Below are 17,057 nucleotides of genomic sequence, written 5' to 3'. Positions count from 1 at the left end.
ACAGCTTTCAAAATATTTTTTTCGATAGAGATTTAAATAAACTCTTCGTTGTCTTTGTCAAAGAAATGAAATTCGAGGAAATCGAAAGAGCTGATAGGAACAATCTTCAATCCGAGTTTGTATTTTCTTTTCCAACGTGCTTTTACTGAGTTAAAGAGTCCCTTATTGATATAGGCTGCAATAAAGGGATGTACACGCACATTTACCTTTTTAGGTTTGTATTTTTCAATCACATCTACCAGGTGCGATTCTATTCGTTCGATAATGAGCACACTGGGCGAAATTTCGCCAGTACCTTCGCATGTGGGGCATTTTTCTCGTGTGTTGATATGCATTTCGGGCCTCACACGCTGACGTGTAATCTGCATCAATCCAAAACGGCTCAATGGCAATATGGAATGCTTCGTACGGTCCGTTTCCATTGCAGCTTTCATGCGTTCGAAAACCTTATTTTTGTTGTCTTGCGATTGCATATCGATAAAATCAATAACGATAATGCCGCCCATATCGCGCAAGCGTAACTGACGGGCAATTTCATCGCAGGCAGCAAGGTTCACATCCAAGCCGGTTGATTCCTGGTTATCAACATTTTTAGCCCTGTTCCCGCTGTTGACATCGATCACATGCAGGGCTTCGGTATGCTCTATTATAAGGTATGCGCCACTTCTAAACGATACGGTTTTTCCGAAAGCGGCTTTTATCTGTTTAAGAACCCCGTATTTTTCAAAAATTGGTGCTGCGCCAGTATATAGGTTTACAATTTTTTCCTTTTCAGGGGCAATGGTGCTAATATACTCCCTTATTTCGCGGTGAAGACTTTCGTCGTTTACATGTATGTTGTTGAAGCCAACATTCAGAATGTCGCGAAGAATGACAGAGGTGCGATTTAATTCGCTCAAAAAAAGCTTTGGTGGCTGTGCTCCCCTAAGTTTTTCGAATGCCAGTTCCCATTTTTTCTGAAGATTACGCAACTCTTCGTCGAGGGTTTTCACCATTTTACCTTCGGCAGCAGTGCGTATTATTAATCCGTAATTGGCAGGTCTAATGCTGGTAATTAGGGTCTTAAGTCTTTTCTTTTCGTCGGCCGATTCAATCTTTTGCGAAATGGAAATTTTATCGCTAAAAGGCATCAGTACCATGTTGCGCCCGGCAATGGCAATTTCCGAAGTAAGTCTTGGACCTTTTGTAGAGATGGGTTCTTTGGCAATTTGTACCAATACCAACTGACCTGCAGTAAGTACCTGGTTTATCTTGCCATTTTTATCAATATCGGGTTCGCGTTTAAACTTTTGTTGTGGTACCAGCTTGGTTTTGCGACTTAAAGCTTCGTTAAGGTATTTATGAAGCGTACGAAACTGAGGGCCAAGATCGAGGTAGTGTAAAAAGGCATCTTTTTCATACCCCACATCCACAAAGGCAGCATTTAACCCGGGCATTACTTTTTTTACTCTACCCAGATAGATATCACCCACAGAGAATTTCGGATTGCTTTTCTCCTTGCTTAATTCAAGAAGCTTTTTATCTTCAAGCAGAGCAATATCAATCTCATTGGCTTTAACATCAATAACCAGTTCTTTGCTCACAATGTAGAGATATTTTGCACAATAAAAACTTGTAGCGGGATAAATAACAATATAGATGAAAAACCTAAAGCCAAAGGCTTTAGGTTTTTCAGAAGGTGGTAATGCTTAAACAATTAAGCTATTTCTTTTTCTTATGACGATTTTTTCTAAGACGTTTTTTACGCTTATGCGTCGCCATTTTATGTCTTTTCCTTTTCTTTCCGCTTGGCATTTGAGTATGTTTTAATTATTTTTTAATGTTGCTTTTTACTTTTCCTACAAAAGTTTTTGCTGGTTTGAAGGAAGGAATAAAATGCTCAGGGATAATAATAGTAGTGTTTTTCGAAATGTTGCGAGCAGTTTTCTTAGCCCTTTTTTTCACAATGAAGCTACCAAAGCCTCTTAAATATACATTTCTTTCCTGAGTGAGTGAATCTTTCACCACTTCCATAAATGATTCAACTGCTTTCTGTACAGTGATTTTTTCAATACCAGTGTTCTTGGAAATTTCGTTTACGATATCTGCTTTGGTCATTTTTTAAACGCTTTAATTATCAGTTATTTACGGATTCTTTCATTTGTGGAGTGCAAATATAAAGCATTTTAGGCGATAATTGAAACACTATTTAAGATATTTTGTTATTTCTTCTTGAATTTGTTTACCCACTATGTAAAACTAACAATGGAGGAGCTAATACATTGGTTTAACGTGAATAACCGTGATTTACCCTGGCGGTATACCCGCGATCCTTACCTTATCTGGATTTCGGAAGTGATATTGCAGCAAACCCGTGTTGACCAGGGTATTGGATATTATCATAGGTTTATAAGCCGGTTTCCGACAATAAAGGAACTTGCTGACGCTGATATCGATGAAATTTTAATGTTGTGGCAGGGACTTGGCTATTACACCAGAGCCCGCAATCTGCATGAAACCGCCAAAATAGTTCAGAGTAAATACAAAGGAAAGTTCCCCGATGAGGTGAGCGATCTAAAGGGACTAAAAGGTATTGGAGATTACACAGCTGCAGCCATCGCATCTCTCGCTTTTAATAAACCCGAAGCCATGGTCGACGGCAATGTTTACCGGGTATTGTCCAGGTATTTTGCCAGCGAAATTCCCATCGACAGCACTTCAGGGAAGAAACATTTTAAAGAACTGGCTCAAGCAGTTTTAAACACAAAGAATCCGGCTGCCCACAACGAAGCATTGATGGAACTTGGAGCAACAGTTTGTTTGCCAGCAAATCCCATCTGTACTCATTGCCCACTCCAGCTAAAGTGCATGTCATTGGCTCAAAAAAACACCTTCTCTTACCCCGTGAAGTCAAGAAAGTTGAAACAACGGGTGCGGTATTTATATTTTGTTGTGATGCATTACAAGGAGAACACCTACATTGAAAAACGTCAAAATACCGATATCTGGAAAGGTTTGTATCAATTTCCTCTGGTGGAATCCGAAGCACAGGTTCAGCCCGAAGAGTTTTCTGATTTTCTGCAAAAGACCATTTTCAAGACCTTTTCTGCTTATAAGATCCGTGTTATCTCATCAGAATTCAAACATATACTCTCTCATCAGGTTTTGCAAGGTTGTTTTGTACATGTTGACCTCGAAGAGGAATGGTCCAAATCTGGTTCTATTTTTGTGCAACCGGCAGACCTGGCAAAATTTGCCATGCCCAGGTTAATTACGAGGTACCTCGAACAGGCAATGGATTAAAAGTAGGGAATGGATTCTGACAGTGTGCTTCCCCTCAAATTTTATAATCAAAAAAAAATTGTACTTTTACTCCAAACAATCAAACTATGTCAGTAAACAAAGTCATTCTCGTTGGTCACGTCGGTAATGATCCAGAAGTCAAGCATTTAGATGCCGGAACGCCGGTGGCAAATTTTCGGCTGGCAACCTCTGAGTCGTATAAAAATCGCGATGGAGAGCGTGTAGTTCAGACAGAGTGGCACTCTGTGGTTGCATGGCGTGGACTAGCCGAAATAGTAGAAAAATATGTGAAAAAGGGACAACAACTCTACATAGAGGGTCGAATCCGCACACGTGCCTGGGACGATAAAGATGGCAATAAACGCTATACTACAGAAATAGTTGCCGATAACATGCAGATGTTGGGCAAGCGATCGGAATCCGATACGATGACAGATAATTCTGGTTCCGTACAAAGCTTTTCTAAAAATCAACAGGAGGTTATCAGCTCTGCTCCCTCATCAGTGGAAGAAACTGATGACGATCTCCCATTTTAATAATTAATTGTGAAGTATTGTTTTGGAAGATTCGGAACCTTATCAATGGGGCTTGTTTAACTTGGAAATATTCCCAGGTGCTGTGATTGACCTGGCTTTTGTGTCGGCACTTTTACTCGTGGTTTTATTGCTGATTATTACTTCAATTGTTTGGGGTAGCCGGCTGGCTTTTCTTTCCCTTTCGGAGCAGGAGGAAGAAAGCATACATGAAGCAATATACAAGCCGGATCTCCGAATAAAAAAGCTACTTGCTTTTCCCCTTCATTTTTTAAATACAACCATAGTATTAATCACCTTTTTGCAGGTTGGTATGGTTGTATTATTTGTTTTTTTTACAAAGTACAGCAGACCAGATGCAGTTTGGAATACAATTCCTTTTGCATGGCAGGTTCTTCTTTTTAGCTTTTTGATACTTTTTAGTTCTGGATTTGTGGCTCAAAATTTTGCCTCAAAGCGGGCTCTGCCTTTTTTAAGAAGTACTTCAAGGCTAATGCTATTTTTTACTCGATTATTCTGGCCATTTAGCAGTGGGCTGATATTTTTAGCATCCCTTGTTAGCAATCGCTTTAATGCGAAGAAAATAATATTGCCCTTTAACCAATTAAGCGATGCTTTGTCTGATGGCGAGGTTACCATGCCTCAGGAAAAAAGCCTGTTAAAAGGTATTGCAAAATTTGGCAACATCGAAGTTTGTGAAATAATGCAGGCCAGGGTAGATGTGGTTGGTATTGATCAATTAGCAAGTTTCGAAGAACTGATGCTGCTAATCAACGAATCGGGTTACTCACGCATCCCTGTGTACGAAGAGTCCTTCGATAAAATTAATGGCATTTTATACATCAAAGATTTACTGCCACACATGAGCGAGGGCAATGATTTTGTCTGGCAAAGACTTATCAGGGAACCATACTTTGTGCCGGAGAGCAAAAAAATTAACGATTTGCTGAATAAGTTTCAGCGTATGCACATTCACATGGCGATTGTGGTGGACGATTACGGAGGCACTTCGGGCATTGTTACCCTGGAGGATATTCTGGAAGAGATAGTAGGAGAAATATCGGACGAAACAGATGACGATGAACTTCCTTACAAAATAATTGACGATAACACCATAATATTTGAAGGAAAAATACTTCTGAATGACTTTAGTAAGGTTGCCAATGTCGATTCAGATTTTTTTGATCAGGTAAAAGGCGATGCCGATACCCTGGCAGGCCTGATTCTTGAGCTGAGAGGCGATATTCCAAAGCGGAACGATGTATTATCGTATAAAAATTTTACATTCGAGGTGCTCGAGGTCGATAAGCGCCGGATAAAGTTTATTCAAGCTTCAATTAAAAGATAGAGATAAACATGCTAAGATATTCGATTCTGTTCTTTGTGGTTTTTTTGCTTTTTCTAATATCCTGCACCCAGCCGGCCACTCCTAAACCACGTGCTTATTTTCGCATTGATTTTCCGGAAAAAGAATATCAGCTCTACGATAGTACCTGTCCATACCGTTTCGAGTACCCAACTTATGGGGTTATCGAATCAGTTCAATCGGCTTATGCCGAAGCATGTTGGTATAACATTGACTTTCCGGGCTATCACACCAAAATCCACCTTACCTATAAACCTTTACATAAAAATCTGGGCACACATATCGAAGACATCAGAACAATTGTTTACAAGCATGTAATTAAAGCCGACGATATAGTGGAGCACCTCGTGTGGGGTCCTGAAAAAGATGTTTTTGGAGTTATTTATATGCTCGAAGGAAATACGGCATCGTCGGCAGTTTTTTTTCTCACCGACAGCGTCAATCATTTTTTAACCGGATCGCTCTATATTTCGGCATTGCCGAATAAAGATTCACTTGCACCTTCTGTTACATTTTTTCAGGAAGATGTTGTACATTTAACCGAATCTCTATCCTGGAAATAAATATTTGCATTGCATGCCTCTAGTTTATAATCAAATCGTTTACGACGATTGTCAGGTTGGAATATGGGAGATAACCGAATCGTACGAGGAGTTGTATTCGAAGGTTCACTTTTTTGCTGGCGAAAAACAAAAGCTGGCCGATTATAAAAGTACCAACCGGCAGATAGAATGGCTTAGTGTGCGCCGGTTGTTACGCGAAATCAGGGGTGTTCCAACTCAGATAGTCTATAACGAAATGCGAAAACCCTATCTTTTTAATTCAGACATGAACATCAGCATCAGTCATTCGCGCGACCTGACAGCTTTAATACTAAGTAAGAATAAAAAAGTAGGGATTGATGTGGAATACATGTCGCACGATATTCATAAAGTAGCTCACAAATTCGTTAATAATGACGAGTACATTGTGAGCGACCCGGAAATGCAGCATTTTCATCTTTATATACACTGGTGTGCTAAAGAGGCATTGTATAAATTGTGCGATAAACAGGACATTAATTTCAGAAGAAACCTGACCATTGAGCCCTTTGAGCCAAGTGAATGTGGCGAAATATATGGCTGGGTCGACAACCAGTTCTGGCACGATAAGTTTCTCATGCGCTATTTTACCATTAAAGGACACGTACTTGTCTATTGCTCGAAATAATGCAATGTTATAATATCATAGCTTCGCCAGGAAAAAAAATTGCCCTGTTAATCGATCCGGATAAGTTGGGTTTACAAAGCATTATTGCTACTGTATATGCAGCCAACGAAAATGCCGTTAGCCTTATCCTGGTTGGAGGAAGCCTGATGAGTACCCACATCGATAAGGTAATTCAAACAATTAAAGAACATACCCGGATACCGGTTGTTTTGTTTCCGGGAAGTCTGCTGCAGCTTAGCAGAATGGCCGATGCCTTATTGCTTTTAAGCCTGGTTTCGGGAAGAAACCCCGATTATTTAATAGGAAACCATGTGCAAGCTGCGCCATTTATAAGGCAATCGGCTTTGGAGGTAATTCCTACTGCCTATGTATTGATTGATGGGGGTACAGTTACTTCAGTAGAGTATGTAAGCAATACCCGACCCATACCTTCGAATAAGCCTGAGCTGGTAGTTGCAACCTGCATAGCCGCTGAGATGCTTGGTCACAGACTTATTTACCTTGAGGCAGGTAGTGGGGCACTTAACCCTGTTCCACCCCGGGTTATTTCGGAGGTTAAAAAGATTGTGAATATTCCGGTTATTGTAGGCGGAGGTCTTAATTCGCCAGAAAAGGTAGCCGCCAGTTTCGAGAGTGGAGCCGATATGGTAGTGATTGGCAATGTAGTTGAAAAGAATATTGAGAACTTGCATAAAATTGCAAGCGTACTCCAAAACTTTAAAAACTAGAAAAGGTTTTTTCTTTATCTACCTGTTTACAGAGCATTTTCGGATTGCAATAGCAAGATCAAAATTTCAGAAGAGGAGAAATCTTTTGTTGAAAAAATTGAATCGTTCGTCAAATCTGAGTCATGGTTAATCGAATATTAATAACTACCTTTCGGTATCAGGCGTAAGAGCAGGTAGAAATCAATTGTAAAAAATACGGGTTAAATCCTGGTAAGATTTTGCCCAAGTTGGTTTAGTTAGTAGTTTTGTGGTTTACCGGGGAGTGTGGTTACTCCCCGGTTTTTTTAAGTCTTTTTTTGAGATTGAAACTGCAGGAACCGCTGAAATAGCAATGCAATTCATTATCTGGCCTGCTTGAAATACTGCTGGCTGGCCAAAGGAACAAACACCTTTTCTAAGGGCATTTAGAGAAAGGAATTACCTTACTACGTCTTCAATTGGGATTCCTGTGGAGGAATTCGGAAAAGAAATATCCAATAAAACCGAAATGGTAGGGGCTACATCTGTAAGATCAACCGGTTGCAACACGGTTTTCCTTTTCATTTTCCATCCATACCAGATTAAGGGTATGTGGGCATCGTGGCCATAAGAAACAATATTTCTTCCTTCTTTTTCAATCCATCCATTTTTTAAACTAAAAATCACATCTCCCGAACGTTTCTGGTTATAGCCATTTTGAATTTTCAGAAATACACCGCTACTAAAATTGGTATTTTGAAGGGAATAGGAAGTGAGGGTGTTTTCAACTCCGTGAAATTGTAAAAGCAAACCAGCCACATTATCCTGCACCTGGCTCAGGTTAAGTCCTGCCGATTCAATGAGAGTGCGGTTGAGGTAAATCTGCTGGGCGTGATACTCCTTAATCCATTCTCCTTTGCCGTAGAGATTATTCAGGTAGCTTTTCAGCAAGGAAATGGCACTGGCCGAATTGAAATAGCCTGCCGGGATTTTGTGATCAGTAAGGTATTCGGGGTTGTAAGGTAGTCCATGCTCTGCAGAAAATATAAATAAGGTATTTTCTATTCCCACGGTGCTTTCGATGAAACTAATAAAATGGGCAATTTCGCTATCGAGGCGGAGCACTGCATCCTGCATTTCGATGGAAAGCGGACCAAAAAGACGCCCGATCTGTTCATGGGCAGTAAAATTCACACACAACACATCGGTAAAATCATCCATACCCAGATTTTCGTTCGCAAGGACTTGAATAGCAAAATCCTTCACCATTGTATTTCCGTAGGGCACAGAATTCAGAATGCCAAAGCGTTCGTTCTTTTTCAGGTTTTTCGTGAGGTCGCTTATTTCGTAAGGAAAAACTTTATTGCCATTGAACCCTTCTTCGTATGGGTTACTGTCGCTCATACTTTCGGTATATTGTTCAATGGGCAAGAGGGTGTTCCATGTTTGTTCGAGGTAGATATCAGCAAATTTTTTCGAATTGAATTCATTTACCCAGGCAGGCAGCGAATCGATGTAATAGCTCGAGGTAATAAAATTACCTTGCTGATTATCGAACCAATAGCTAGCCTGAGCGGTATGTCCCGCGCTAACTACAGCAGAGATTGGTTCAAGCGAAACACTAATAATGCGCGAATTGAAATGATTGGAAAGGTTAATTTCATCGCTGAAAGTAGTCGATAGCAAGTGCTGGGGAGAATAGCGTCCCTGGTCAAAGGAGCCTCCAATGGTGTTTATTGTTTCATCATCCACAGCTTTTATTACAGTACCTTTTAGGTCGCTATACCAGCTGTCGGCTATGATACCATGCAACGAAGGATTTGCACCGGTAACCAGTGTAGCCGTTCCGACACCCTTGTCGTTGATTAGGTAATTGTAACTTGTATTTTTACAATAGGTTCCCCGCTCTATCATCCTCTTCAATCCATTCTCAGAGAGTTTATCCCAATACCTCGAGATGTAATCGTTTCGGAATTGAGAAACCGATAATACTACAATGAGTTTTGGTTTTTCCGGAACCACCAGCACATTTTTCTGTCCAGAGGATAAAAGATAAAAAGATATTAAGATAACTGTAAGCGTAATCTGGCGCAGGGATTTATTATTCATATGATCTGTTGGTATAAGGAATTAAGTATTATAACTCCGGGTGGTTAAAGAAAGTATTGACAGGGATGCTATTTTTAAACATTGAACCTGAAATGCATGATGTCGCCATCCTGGACAATGTATTCCTTGCCCTCGACACTCATTTTACCTTTGTCTTTACATGCCTGTTCAGAGCCTAGTTCAATAAAGTCCTTATATTTGATTACCTCGGCTCGGATAAAACCCTTCTCAAAATCGGTGTGTATTACACCGGCAGCTTGCGGAGCAGTGGCACCCACAGGGATAGTCCAGGCGCGCACTTCTTTTTTTCCGGCAGTAAAATAGGTTTGCAGTTTTAATATTCTGTAAGCTGCCCGTATGAGTTTGTTTACGCCTGGTTCGTCGAGTTGCAGGTCTTCGAGAAAAATTTTCCTTTCTTCATAAGTTTCGAGCTCTGCAATATCGGCTTCAATGGCCGCACCAATTACAAGCACTTCTGCCTTTTCCTTGGCTGCCATTTCTTTTACCTTTTCTACATAGGCATTTCCTGTGCGCACCGAAGCTTCGTCGACATTGCATACATACAAAACAGGTTTGGCTGTAAGAAGATGCATGTCTCTTATCAGAAAACTTTCCTGTTCATCGAATTCGATTGTGCGGGCATTTTTGCCTTGTTCAATAATTTTTTTGATGTTTTCGACAAGTTCCTTTTTTTTAAGCACCATTTTATCTCCACTCTTCGATTCCTTTTCCAGGGCGGAAATTCTTTTTTCTATGGTTTCGAGGTCTTTCAGTTGTAACTCGGTATCGATAATTTCCTTGTCGCGTATAGGATTTACCGAGCCATCGACGTGCACGACATTGTCATCGTCGAAACACCTGATAAGGTGGATTATGGCATTGGTGTCGCGAATGTTGCTCAGAAACTTGTTTCCAAGACCTTCGCCTTTGCTGGCACCTTTTACAAGCCCTGCAATGTCAACAATCTCTACTGTAGCGGGGAGCACCTGTTCTGGTTTTACAAGATCTTCCAGTTTCTCAAGCCTGGGGTCGGGTACATTGATTACCCCTAAGTTGGGTTCAATAGTACAAAAAGGGAAGTTGGCCGATTGCGCCTTTGCATTCGACAAGCAATTAAAAAGAGTCGACTTGCCCACATTAGGTAGTCCTACAATTCCGCACTGTAAAGCCATTCAGAATGAATTAAAATTAAATAAGGCGCAAAATTACATTTAAAATTGATACGATTAAGATAGTTGCCCTGAACTTTTTATATTTGCACGCTTAAATAGAAATTAAAGTAGAATTTTACAATGAGTGACCAAAAACTTCGCCGTGCGGCCGATAATATTCGGGCCTTGTCGGTAGCAATGGTAGAAAAGGCCAACAGCGGTCATCCCGGTGGTGCCATGGGTGGTGCCGATTTTGTATCGGTTTTGTATAGTGAGTTTATGAATTGGGACCCCAGTGATATGCTTTGGCGTAACCGCGATCGTTTCTTTCTAGATCCGGGTCATATGTCGCCCATGTTGTATTCTATATTAACCCTTACCGGAAATTATACCCTGGACGATATCCGTCAGTTCAGGCAATGGGGAAGCGTGACTCCCGGGCACCCTGAAGTGGATTTTGCCCGTGGTGTGGAAAATACTTCCGGACCCCTCGGACAGGGGCATGTAATGGCCGTGGGAGCTGCTATTGCTGAACGTTTTCTGGCAGCTCGCTTTGGCGAATGGATGAGCCATAAGATTTATACTTTCATCTCAGATGGCGGTATACAAGAAGAAATTTCGCAGGGAGCGGGTCGCATAGCAGGTCATCTTGGTTTAGGCAATCTTGTGATGTTTTACGATGCTAATGACATACAACTCTCCCATACTACCGATGTAACTTCTTCGGAGAATACAGCCAAAAAATACGAGGCGTGGGATTGGCATGTGCAGACCATTGAAGGAAACAATATTGAACAGATACGTCAAGCCCTCAAAGCAGCCTTGGCCGAGACCAACAAGCCATCGCTCATCATTGGTAAAACTGTAATGGGCAAGGGAGCAATTAACAAGGAAGGCTCAAGTTTTGAACGTCAGGTTTCAACACACGGTCAGCCACTTTCGGCTGCTGGGGCCGATGTACCAAAAACCCTTGCTAACCTGGGGGCCGATCCTCAGAACCCATTTGCAATTTTCTCCGATGTGGCAGAGTATTTCAACGAGGTACTTGACTCGAAAAAGGCTAATGCGAAAAGACGTAAAGTGGAAGAAAAAAACTGGGCGGAAAAGAATCCCGAACTTGCTAAAAAGTGGGATCAGTTTTTCAGCCTCGACTACAGAAATCTGAATTTTTCTTCTATTGAAAATAAGCCTAACAGCCCTACCAGAAACGCTTCGAGTAATGTGTTGACTTATTTAGCGCAGAACCTCGATAATATGATTGTTGCTTCGGCAGATTTAGCCAACAGCGATAAAACGGACGGCTTCTTGAAAAATACTACTGTACTTAAGAAGAATGATTTTAAAGGAGCCTTCTTGCAGGCAGGGGTATCGGAACTTACCATGGCTGCAATATGCAATGGCATAGCCCTTCATGGTGGCGTGAGGGCTGCCTGCGGAACTTTCTTTGTATTCAGCGACTACATGAAACCTGCCATGCGCATGTCGGCACTCATGGAATTACCTGTAATTTATATCTGGTCGCACGATGCCTTTAGGGTAGGAGAGGACGGGCCCACTCATCAACCAATCGAACAGGAAGCGCAGGTTCGTCTATTGGAACAATTGAAAAATCATTCGGGTAGCAACAGTTTTCTGGTACTTCGTCCGGCCGATTCGGCCGAGTCGCTAGTTGCATGGAAAATGGCAATAGAAAACACAAAAACACCAACAGGTTTAATTTTTTCGCGTCAGAATATAAAAGACTTGCCAGCACAAAACCAAAGCCGCCTTCAAGAGGCTATGCAGGCAGAAAAAGGCGCTTATATAGCGAAAAAAGCCAATGGAAAACCTGATGTGATACTGGTTGGAAATGGATCGGAGGTTTCGACCCTGATCGAAGGGGCAGCCTTACTCGAAGTCAGGGAGGACAAAAAAGTGCAGGTGGTTTCGGTGCCATCTTTGGGCTTGTTTTTTGAACAGGATGAAAAATACCGCCTACAGCTTATTCCAGAAAACGCTCCAGTTTTTGGTTTAACCGCAGGACTTCCATCTGTATTTACTCCATTGGTTGGACAAAAAGGTAAGGTATATGGCATGCAAGCTTTTGGTTATTCTGCCCCCTTTCAGGTATTGGACGAAAAATTCGGATTTACCGGCGAGAATGTGTTTAACGAGGTGAAAAAATATTTGTTAGCCTATTAGCACTCAGAGAAATATGTGAATAAAGCGGACACCAGGAAAGAGGTTGTCCGTTTTTTTTTGGCTATCTTTCTGTAAAATAATCAATAAGAAATTCCGTTATAGGAATTTGAAATACAAATTATCTCATGCTTCGAAATTTCCTGCCAGTTGTAGTTTTACTTTTTTTTACGGTATCACTTTCCGCTCAGGTATATTCGCCCCTAAAGTATACCCCTCCTGAAACCCGTATTCTATTTGTGTTCGATGCTTCGCAGAGCATGAATGGCTATTGGGCCTCTGACCGTAAAATTAATATTGCCCGCAAAACACTTGTAGCACTCATCGACAGTCTCGAGCAACTCAAGAATGTGCAAATGGCACTAAGGGTTTATGGCCATCAAAGTCCGGTACCACCTCAGAATTGCGGAGATACCCGCCTTGAAGTTCCATTTGCCCCGGGCAATGCTCCGCGCATAAGACAGGAACTGCATTATATTAATCCGAAAGGTACTACCCCTATCGCATACTCCTTGCAGCAAGCCGGGAGTGACTTTCCGGAAGATTGCAACGATTGCCGCAATATTATTATACTTATTACCGATGGCATAGAAGCCTGTGAGGGCGATCCTTGTGCTGTGTCTTACGAATTGCAGAAAAAAGGCATAGTGCTAAAGCCTTTTATCATAGGCATAGGCATTGGCGATGATTATCAGGAAAATTTTGATTGCATCGGGCATTATTTCAATGCTACCAACGAAAATAGTTTCAAGGAGGTACTGGGTGTGGTTATCTCTCAGGCATTGAATTCGACCACTATGCAGGTTAATTTATTGGATTCCAAAGGCCTGCCCACAGAAACCAATGTAAACATGACCTTTTACGATCACTTCTCAGGTAAAGTGATGAATAATTATATTCATACCATCAATCACCGTGGAAATCCGGATACACTTTACCTCGATCATTTGGTAACTTACGATTTGCGTGTTAACACCATACCGCCAGTTTTTGTTGATAGTTTCAGGGTATTTGTTGGGAAACATACTGTAGTAGCTGCCGATTGTCCACAGGGCGAATTGCTCATTAATGTGGAGGGTGGGGTTCAATACCGCAATTTGCAATGTATCATTCGACAGAAGGGTAAAATGGAGTCACTCAATTACCAATCGCTGAACCAGCCGGAAAAGTATCTGGTTGGTAAATATTCTCTGGAAATACCTGTATTGCCCAAAATATTAATCGACGAAGTAATTATAAGTCAAAGTACCACTACTACCATCACCATTCCCGATCCGGGTATTCTCAATTTATCGAAAAATTCAGCGGGATATGGTAGTATTTATGTACGCCGGGGAAATGGCGAAGAAGAATGGGTGTTGAATATCAACAACAATTTGAAAAGTGAATCTATTGTGCTACAACCCGGCACTTACAGGGTAGTTTTCAGGGCACAAAATGCCAAGCAGACCCTTTATACAATTAATAAAACAGTTAAAATCCGTTCTGGAAGTTCAGAAGTGGTGCAATTGTTTTAAAAACGCAGCTTCAATAAATCAGGTAGGTATCCAACAGAGGTTTGGTTCAGGAAGTAAGCCAATAGAACAATAAGAATGATATTCAAAGAAATGCTTAATAGCGGTTGTCGACTGTCGTCATTCCTTTCTTCCTCAAGAATTAGGCGCCATTGAGCTGGCGTACCATCGTTGCGAAATAAGTAAGCCCGGTAAAAGAAATTGCCATAATAGGCAAGAAAAAAAGTAAGTACAAAACCACCTGCTATTACCACAAACAGACCACTCAGGTAAAAAAGTACCGGAAATTGTTTTAATTGAAGTTGCAGGTATTCGATGGTAATATCTGTTCTTTCCACCTCTAATTTCAATTTCGAATTGTACTGCATGAAATGCTTTTCGATGGTTTTAACTTTTTGCTCCACTTCCTCTACACGCGTCTGATTAAGGGCAAGTTTATTTTGCTCTTGCCTGAGCACTTCTTTCAGTGATTCTATTTCCTGATTAGCTTTTTCCTGGTTGATTGCAAGCTCAATGAGGTATTGTTTTTTTAAATTCTGATATTGTATGATCTCATTGCTGATTAGTCCACGGTGGTTGATATCCTGAAAAAACTGTCTTGGGAAAGTTGCCACCTGCTTCATAAGGTTAATTTCTTGTCCGATACGGTGCTCTTCGATTTGGTCAGAAGTTTTTGATTGCTTCAGCATGAGCTGATCAATTTTTATTTCCGAAATGTTTTCTTTCACTTTCAGGGTAGCAAAAGTGGCCAGAATCACCAAAAGGCTAACAGGAATAATGCTTATGATTGAAAATATCACAGAAGGAATTATGCCGGAAGCCTGCTGAAAACAACGCCGTAGGATATAGGAGAGCAATTGGGCTAAATCTTTCAGGGAGGTTTCGGAGAAGCTATTGTATAGCCTGTAGGTTGGTAAAACGAAACTACTGAAAAGAATTAATACCGCTACAAAAAGCAGAATCACATTAACCAGAAAGCTGATATTGATGCTTAAGCCCAGAAAGATGATGCCCGAACCCTGAATCCATCCCAGCATACTTAATCCTGTTTGGGCAAGCACCAGAAACACAAAAAAACTAATAAAAAGTACCAGGCTCCGCACACTCTCCATACCGTTATGAAATTTGGCGCGTATCTGGCTGAAAGGGGCGTCTAAAAGTTCCTGTCCCCGTATGGAAGCAATTTCACCAAAAACCCAGGTAATTGGTAGTATCGACAAAACAATGCCAATATAATAAAGCCCTGGTGTTTCAGTAATTATGCTGATAAAGTAAAACAATTGAAACACAAACAAGGCAATAAATGCCCCAATGGCAGATGTTTTCAGTAGGTTAATCCGAAAGGTTTTACCTACTGATTTATAGGCATACCGATAAATCCACCATGGCCATTTTATGAAGTAGAATAACACAAGTTTGAATAAAATACGCCATGTGGGCCATAGAGTTCTCAGAAGCTTAATAATCAGTTGCAGGATAAAAAAGAGGCCCTCTTTAACAAGATAGATAAGATCGGTGAATAGCAGTACAATCTGATAAAGACCCCAAACAACCCACACCAAAATATCGTAGACGAAGGCCATTAGCATGGTTGGAATTCGAACAAGGTCACGAAGTCCGCCTTGGGCAAAATATTTTTCGCTGCGCTGAAAATTATATAACTCTTTTGGTTGAGCGTGCAAAATACGCGAAGCGATTAAACCAAAAACAAGCAGCAAAATTGGGATGGAGATAAGAAATGGCACAAAATCCTGTGTAATCAGGTATACCAGCACTAAAAGTGCAAGAGCTACCAGTTTACGCAAAAAAACTAAGGCATTTTCCATTGAAAACAAATAAAATCAGAGAGACAATATTACAAAAATCCTTTTAATTGTTGGTGTTTGCCAAATCTGGTTGCAAAAGGAGGATTACTTCATTAATAAACTTTGGGTAGCTGCATTTTGTTGTGAATTAACTCAAACTGTTAACCGGCTAGAGGTATTTGTCTTGTTGCAGATAATTTTTTACATAGTCGCCTATGCCTTGTTCAAGACTGGTAAATGCTTTCGTATAACCAGCTGCCTGAAGCTTTGTCATTCGGGCTTCGGTAAAATATTGGTATTTATCGCGGATGTCTTCGGGAGTATCAATAAAGCTGATATCTTCAGTTATATTCATGGCATGAAAGGTGGCCTTTGCTAGATTCAGAAAGGTGCGGGCAGTTCCTGTACCAAGGTTATAAATGCCAGGGTGCTGCTGATGTTCCATGAAGAATAAAAGCACATCGATCAGATCTTTCACATAAATAAAGTCGCGTTTTTGTTCCCCGTCTTTAAAACCAGGGTTGTGCGAACGGAAAAGCTTCATGCTGCCTTTTTCTTTAATCTGGTTGTAGGCATGGTACACGACGCTGGCCATGCGCGATTTATGGTATTCGTTAGGGCCATATACATTAAAAAACTTGAAACCACACCAGAACGGGGGAGTGTTATTTTGTTGCAGCACCCATTTGTCAAAGTCATTTTTCGATTCGCCGTAAGGATTAAGAGGTTTCAGCTTTTCGATGATGCTGTGCTCGTCGATGTAGCCATACTCACCCATGCCATAAGTAGCTGCCGAAGAGGCATATAAGAATGGAATTCCTTTCCGGGTGCAGATGCGCCAGATATCTTTGGAGTAATTAAGGTTGAGTGCATCAAACACTTTGGAGTCGAACTCAGTGGTGTCGGTTCGGGCACCAATATGAAATACATAGGTAATTTTTTCGGCATTTTTGTCTAACCAATCGATAAACACATCACGGTCAATCTGCTGATCCCACGATTTGCCCTCGAGGTTTTTATTCTTTTGCTGGTTTGTGAATTTATCAACCAGTACCAGGTTCTGAAAACCATTCTGATTGAGTTTATTTACCATGCAACTTCCAATAAACCCGGCTGCCCCAGTTACAACTATCATAATAAATCTTTGTTATTTTGTCTTGTTTCTACTCGCAAACCTACATGTTTTTTGGATAAGGCAAGCACCAAATTCAATTTTTCGATAAG

The 17,057-nt window shown here is 41.0% G+C and carries 14 protein-coding genes; 8 read left to right on the top strand and 6 right to left on the bottom strand.

The genetic code is table 11. The annotated features are described in order from the left end of the window. Positions 1–32: 32 nt before the first annotated feature. Positions 33–1,583: an Rne/Rng family ribonuclease gene (locus tag IPM71_04290; GenBank protein ID QQS51953.1), complete on the bottom strand. Its 1,551-nt coding sequence runs from the start codon at positions 1,581–1,583 to the stop codon at positions 33–35. A 226-nt stretch (positions 1,584–1,809) separates the two neighbouring features. Further along, positions 1,810–2,097, bottom strand: a complete 288-nt coding sequence (locus tag IPM71_04285; protein ID QQS51952.1) for an integration host factor subunit beta — start codon at positions 2,095–2,097, stop codon at positions 1,810–1,812. Positions 2,098–2,244: 147 nt separating this feature from the next. Between IPM71_04285 and mutY the strand changes: the two genes are divergently transcribed. From mutY to IPM71_04255, 6 genes are all read left to right on the top strand, one after another. Then, the gene (gene mutY / locus IPM71_04280; protein QQS51951.1) at positions 2,245–3,282 is read left to right on the top strand and encodes an A/G-specific adenine glycosylase; all 1,038 of its coding nucleotides are present in this window, start codon (positions 2,245–2,247) and stop codon (positions 3,280–3,282) included. An 86-nt stretch (positions 3,283–3,368) separates the two neighbouring features. Then, positions 3,369–3,818 (top strand): single-stranded DNA-binding protein, encoded by a 450-nt coding sequence (locus IPM71_04275; protein ID QQS51950.1) that lies wholly within the window; start codon positions 3,369–3,371, stop codon positions 3,816–3,818. A gap of 22 nt (positions 3,819–3,840) precedes the next feature. Continuing rightward, positions 3,841–5,163, top strand: a complete 1,323-nt coding sequence (gldE, locus tag IPM71_04270; GenBank protein ID QQS51949.1) for a gliding motility-associated protein GldE — start codon at positions 3,841–3,843, stop codon at positions 5,161–5,163. 8 nt (positions 5,164–5,171) lie between these two features. After that, on the top strand, positions 5,172–5,744 hold the full coding sequence (gene gldD, locus IPM71_04265) for a gliding motility lipoprotein GldD (protein ID QQS51948.1): 573 nt from the start codon (positions 5,172–5,174) through the stop codon (positions 5,742–5,744). 13 nt (positions 5,745–5,757) lie between these two features. Next, positions 5,758–6,390 (top strand): 4'-phosphopantetheinyl transferase superfamily protein, encoded by a 633-nt coding sequence (locus IPM71_04260; protein ID QQS51947.1) that lies wholly within the window; start codon positions 5,758–5,760, stop codon positions 6,388–6,390. Then, positions 6,390–7,118, top strand: coding sequence for a geranylgeranylglyceryl/heptaprenylglyceryl phosphate synthase (locus IPM71_04255; protein QQS51946.1), 729 nt, complete (start codon positions 6,390–6,392; stop codon positions 7,116–7,118). Before IPM71_04260 ends, IPM71_04255 begins: the two co-directional genes overlap by 1 nt. Positions 7,119–7,535: 417 nt before the next feature. Here IPM71_04255 and IPM71_04250 read toward each other — a convergent pair whose 3' ends face one another. Both IPM71_04250 and ychF read right to left on the bottom strand, forming a co-directional pair. Beyond that, the gene (locus IPM71_04250) at positions 7,536–9,185 is read right to left on the bottom strand and encodes an alkaline phosphatase family protein (protein ID QQS51945.1); all 1,650 of its coding nucleotides are present in this window, start codon (positions 9,183–9,185) and stop codon (positions 7,536–7,538) included. Positions 9,186–9,259: 74 nt separating this feature from the next. Then, a complete protein-coding gene (gene ychF, locus IPM71_04245) occupies positions 9,260–10,357 on the bottom strand; it encodes a redox-regulated ATPase YchF (GenBank protein QQS51944.1) in 1,098 nt (365 codons plus the stop codon). Positions 10,358–10,477: 120 nt separating this feature from the next. Here ychF and IPM71_04240 point away from each other — a divergent pair, with 120 nt between their 5' ends. Both IPM71_04240 and IPM71_04235 read left to right on the top strand, forming a co-directional pair. Then, positions 10,478–12,517 (top strand): transketolase, encoded by a 2,040-nt coding sequence (locus IPM71_04240; protein ID QQS51943.1) that lies wholly within the window; start codon positions 10,478–10,480, stop codon positions 12,515–12,517. Positions 12,518–12,642: 125 nt separating this feature from the next. After that, positions 12,643–14,031, top strand: a complete 1,389-nt coding sequence (locus tag IPM71_04235; GenBank protein QQS51942.1) for a VWA domain-containing protein — start codon at positions 12,643–12,645, stop codon at positions 14,029–14,031. Here IPM71_04235 and IPM71_04230 read toward each other — a convergent pair. Together IPM71_04230 and rfaD are read right to left on the bottom strand one after the other, a co-directional pair. Then, positions 14,028–15,854, bottom strand: a complete 1,827-nt coding sequence (locus IPM71_04230) for a hypothetical protein (GenBank protein ID QQS51941.1) — start codon at positions 15,852–15,854, stop codon at positions 14,028–14,030. The genes IPM71_04235 and IPM71_04230 overlap by 4 nt on opposite strands. Positions 15,855–16,002: 148 nt before the next feature. Further along, complete coding sequence (rfaD, locus tag IPM71_04225; GenBank protein ID QQS51940.1) at positions 16,003–16,968, bottom strand: ADP-glyceromanno-heptose 6-epimerase; 966 nt, start codon at positions 16,966–16,968, stop codon at positions 16,003–16,005. Between the last annotated feature and the right edge of the window lie 89 nt (positions 16,969–17,057).

Source organism: Bacteroidota bacterium, from assembly GCA_016699695.1.
GTDB lineage: Bacteria > Bacteroidota > Bacteroidia > Bacteroidales > UBA10428 > UBA10428.
This window is presented reverse-complemented; position numbering and strand designations above follow the sequence as displayed.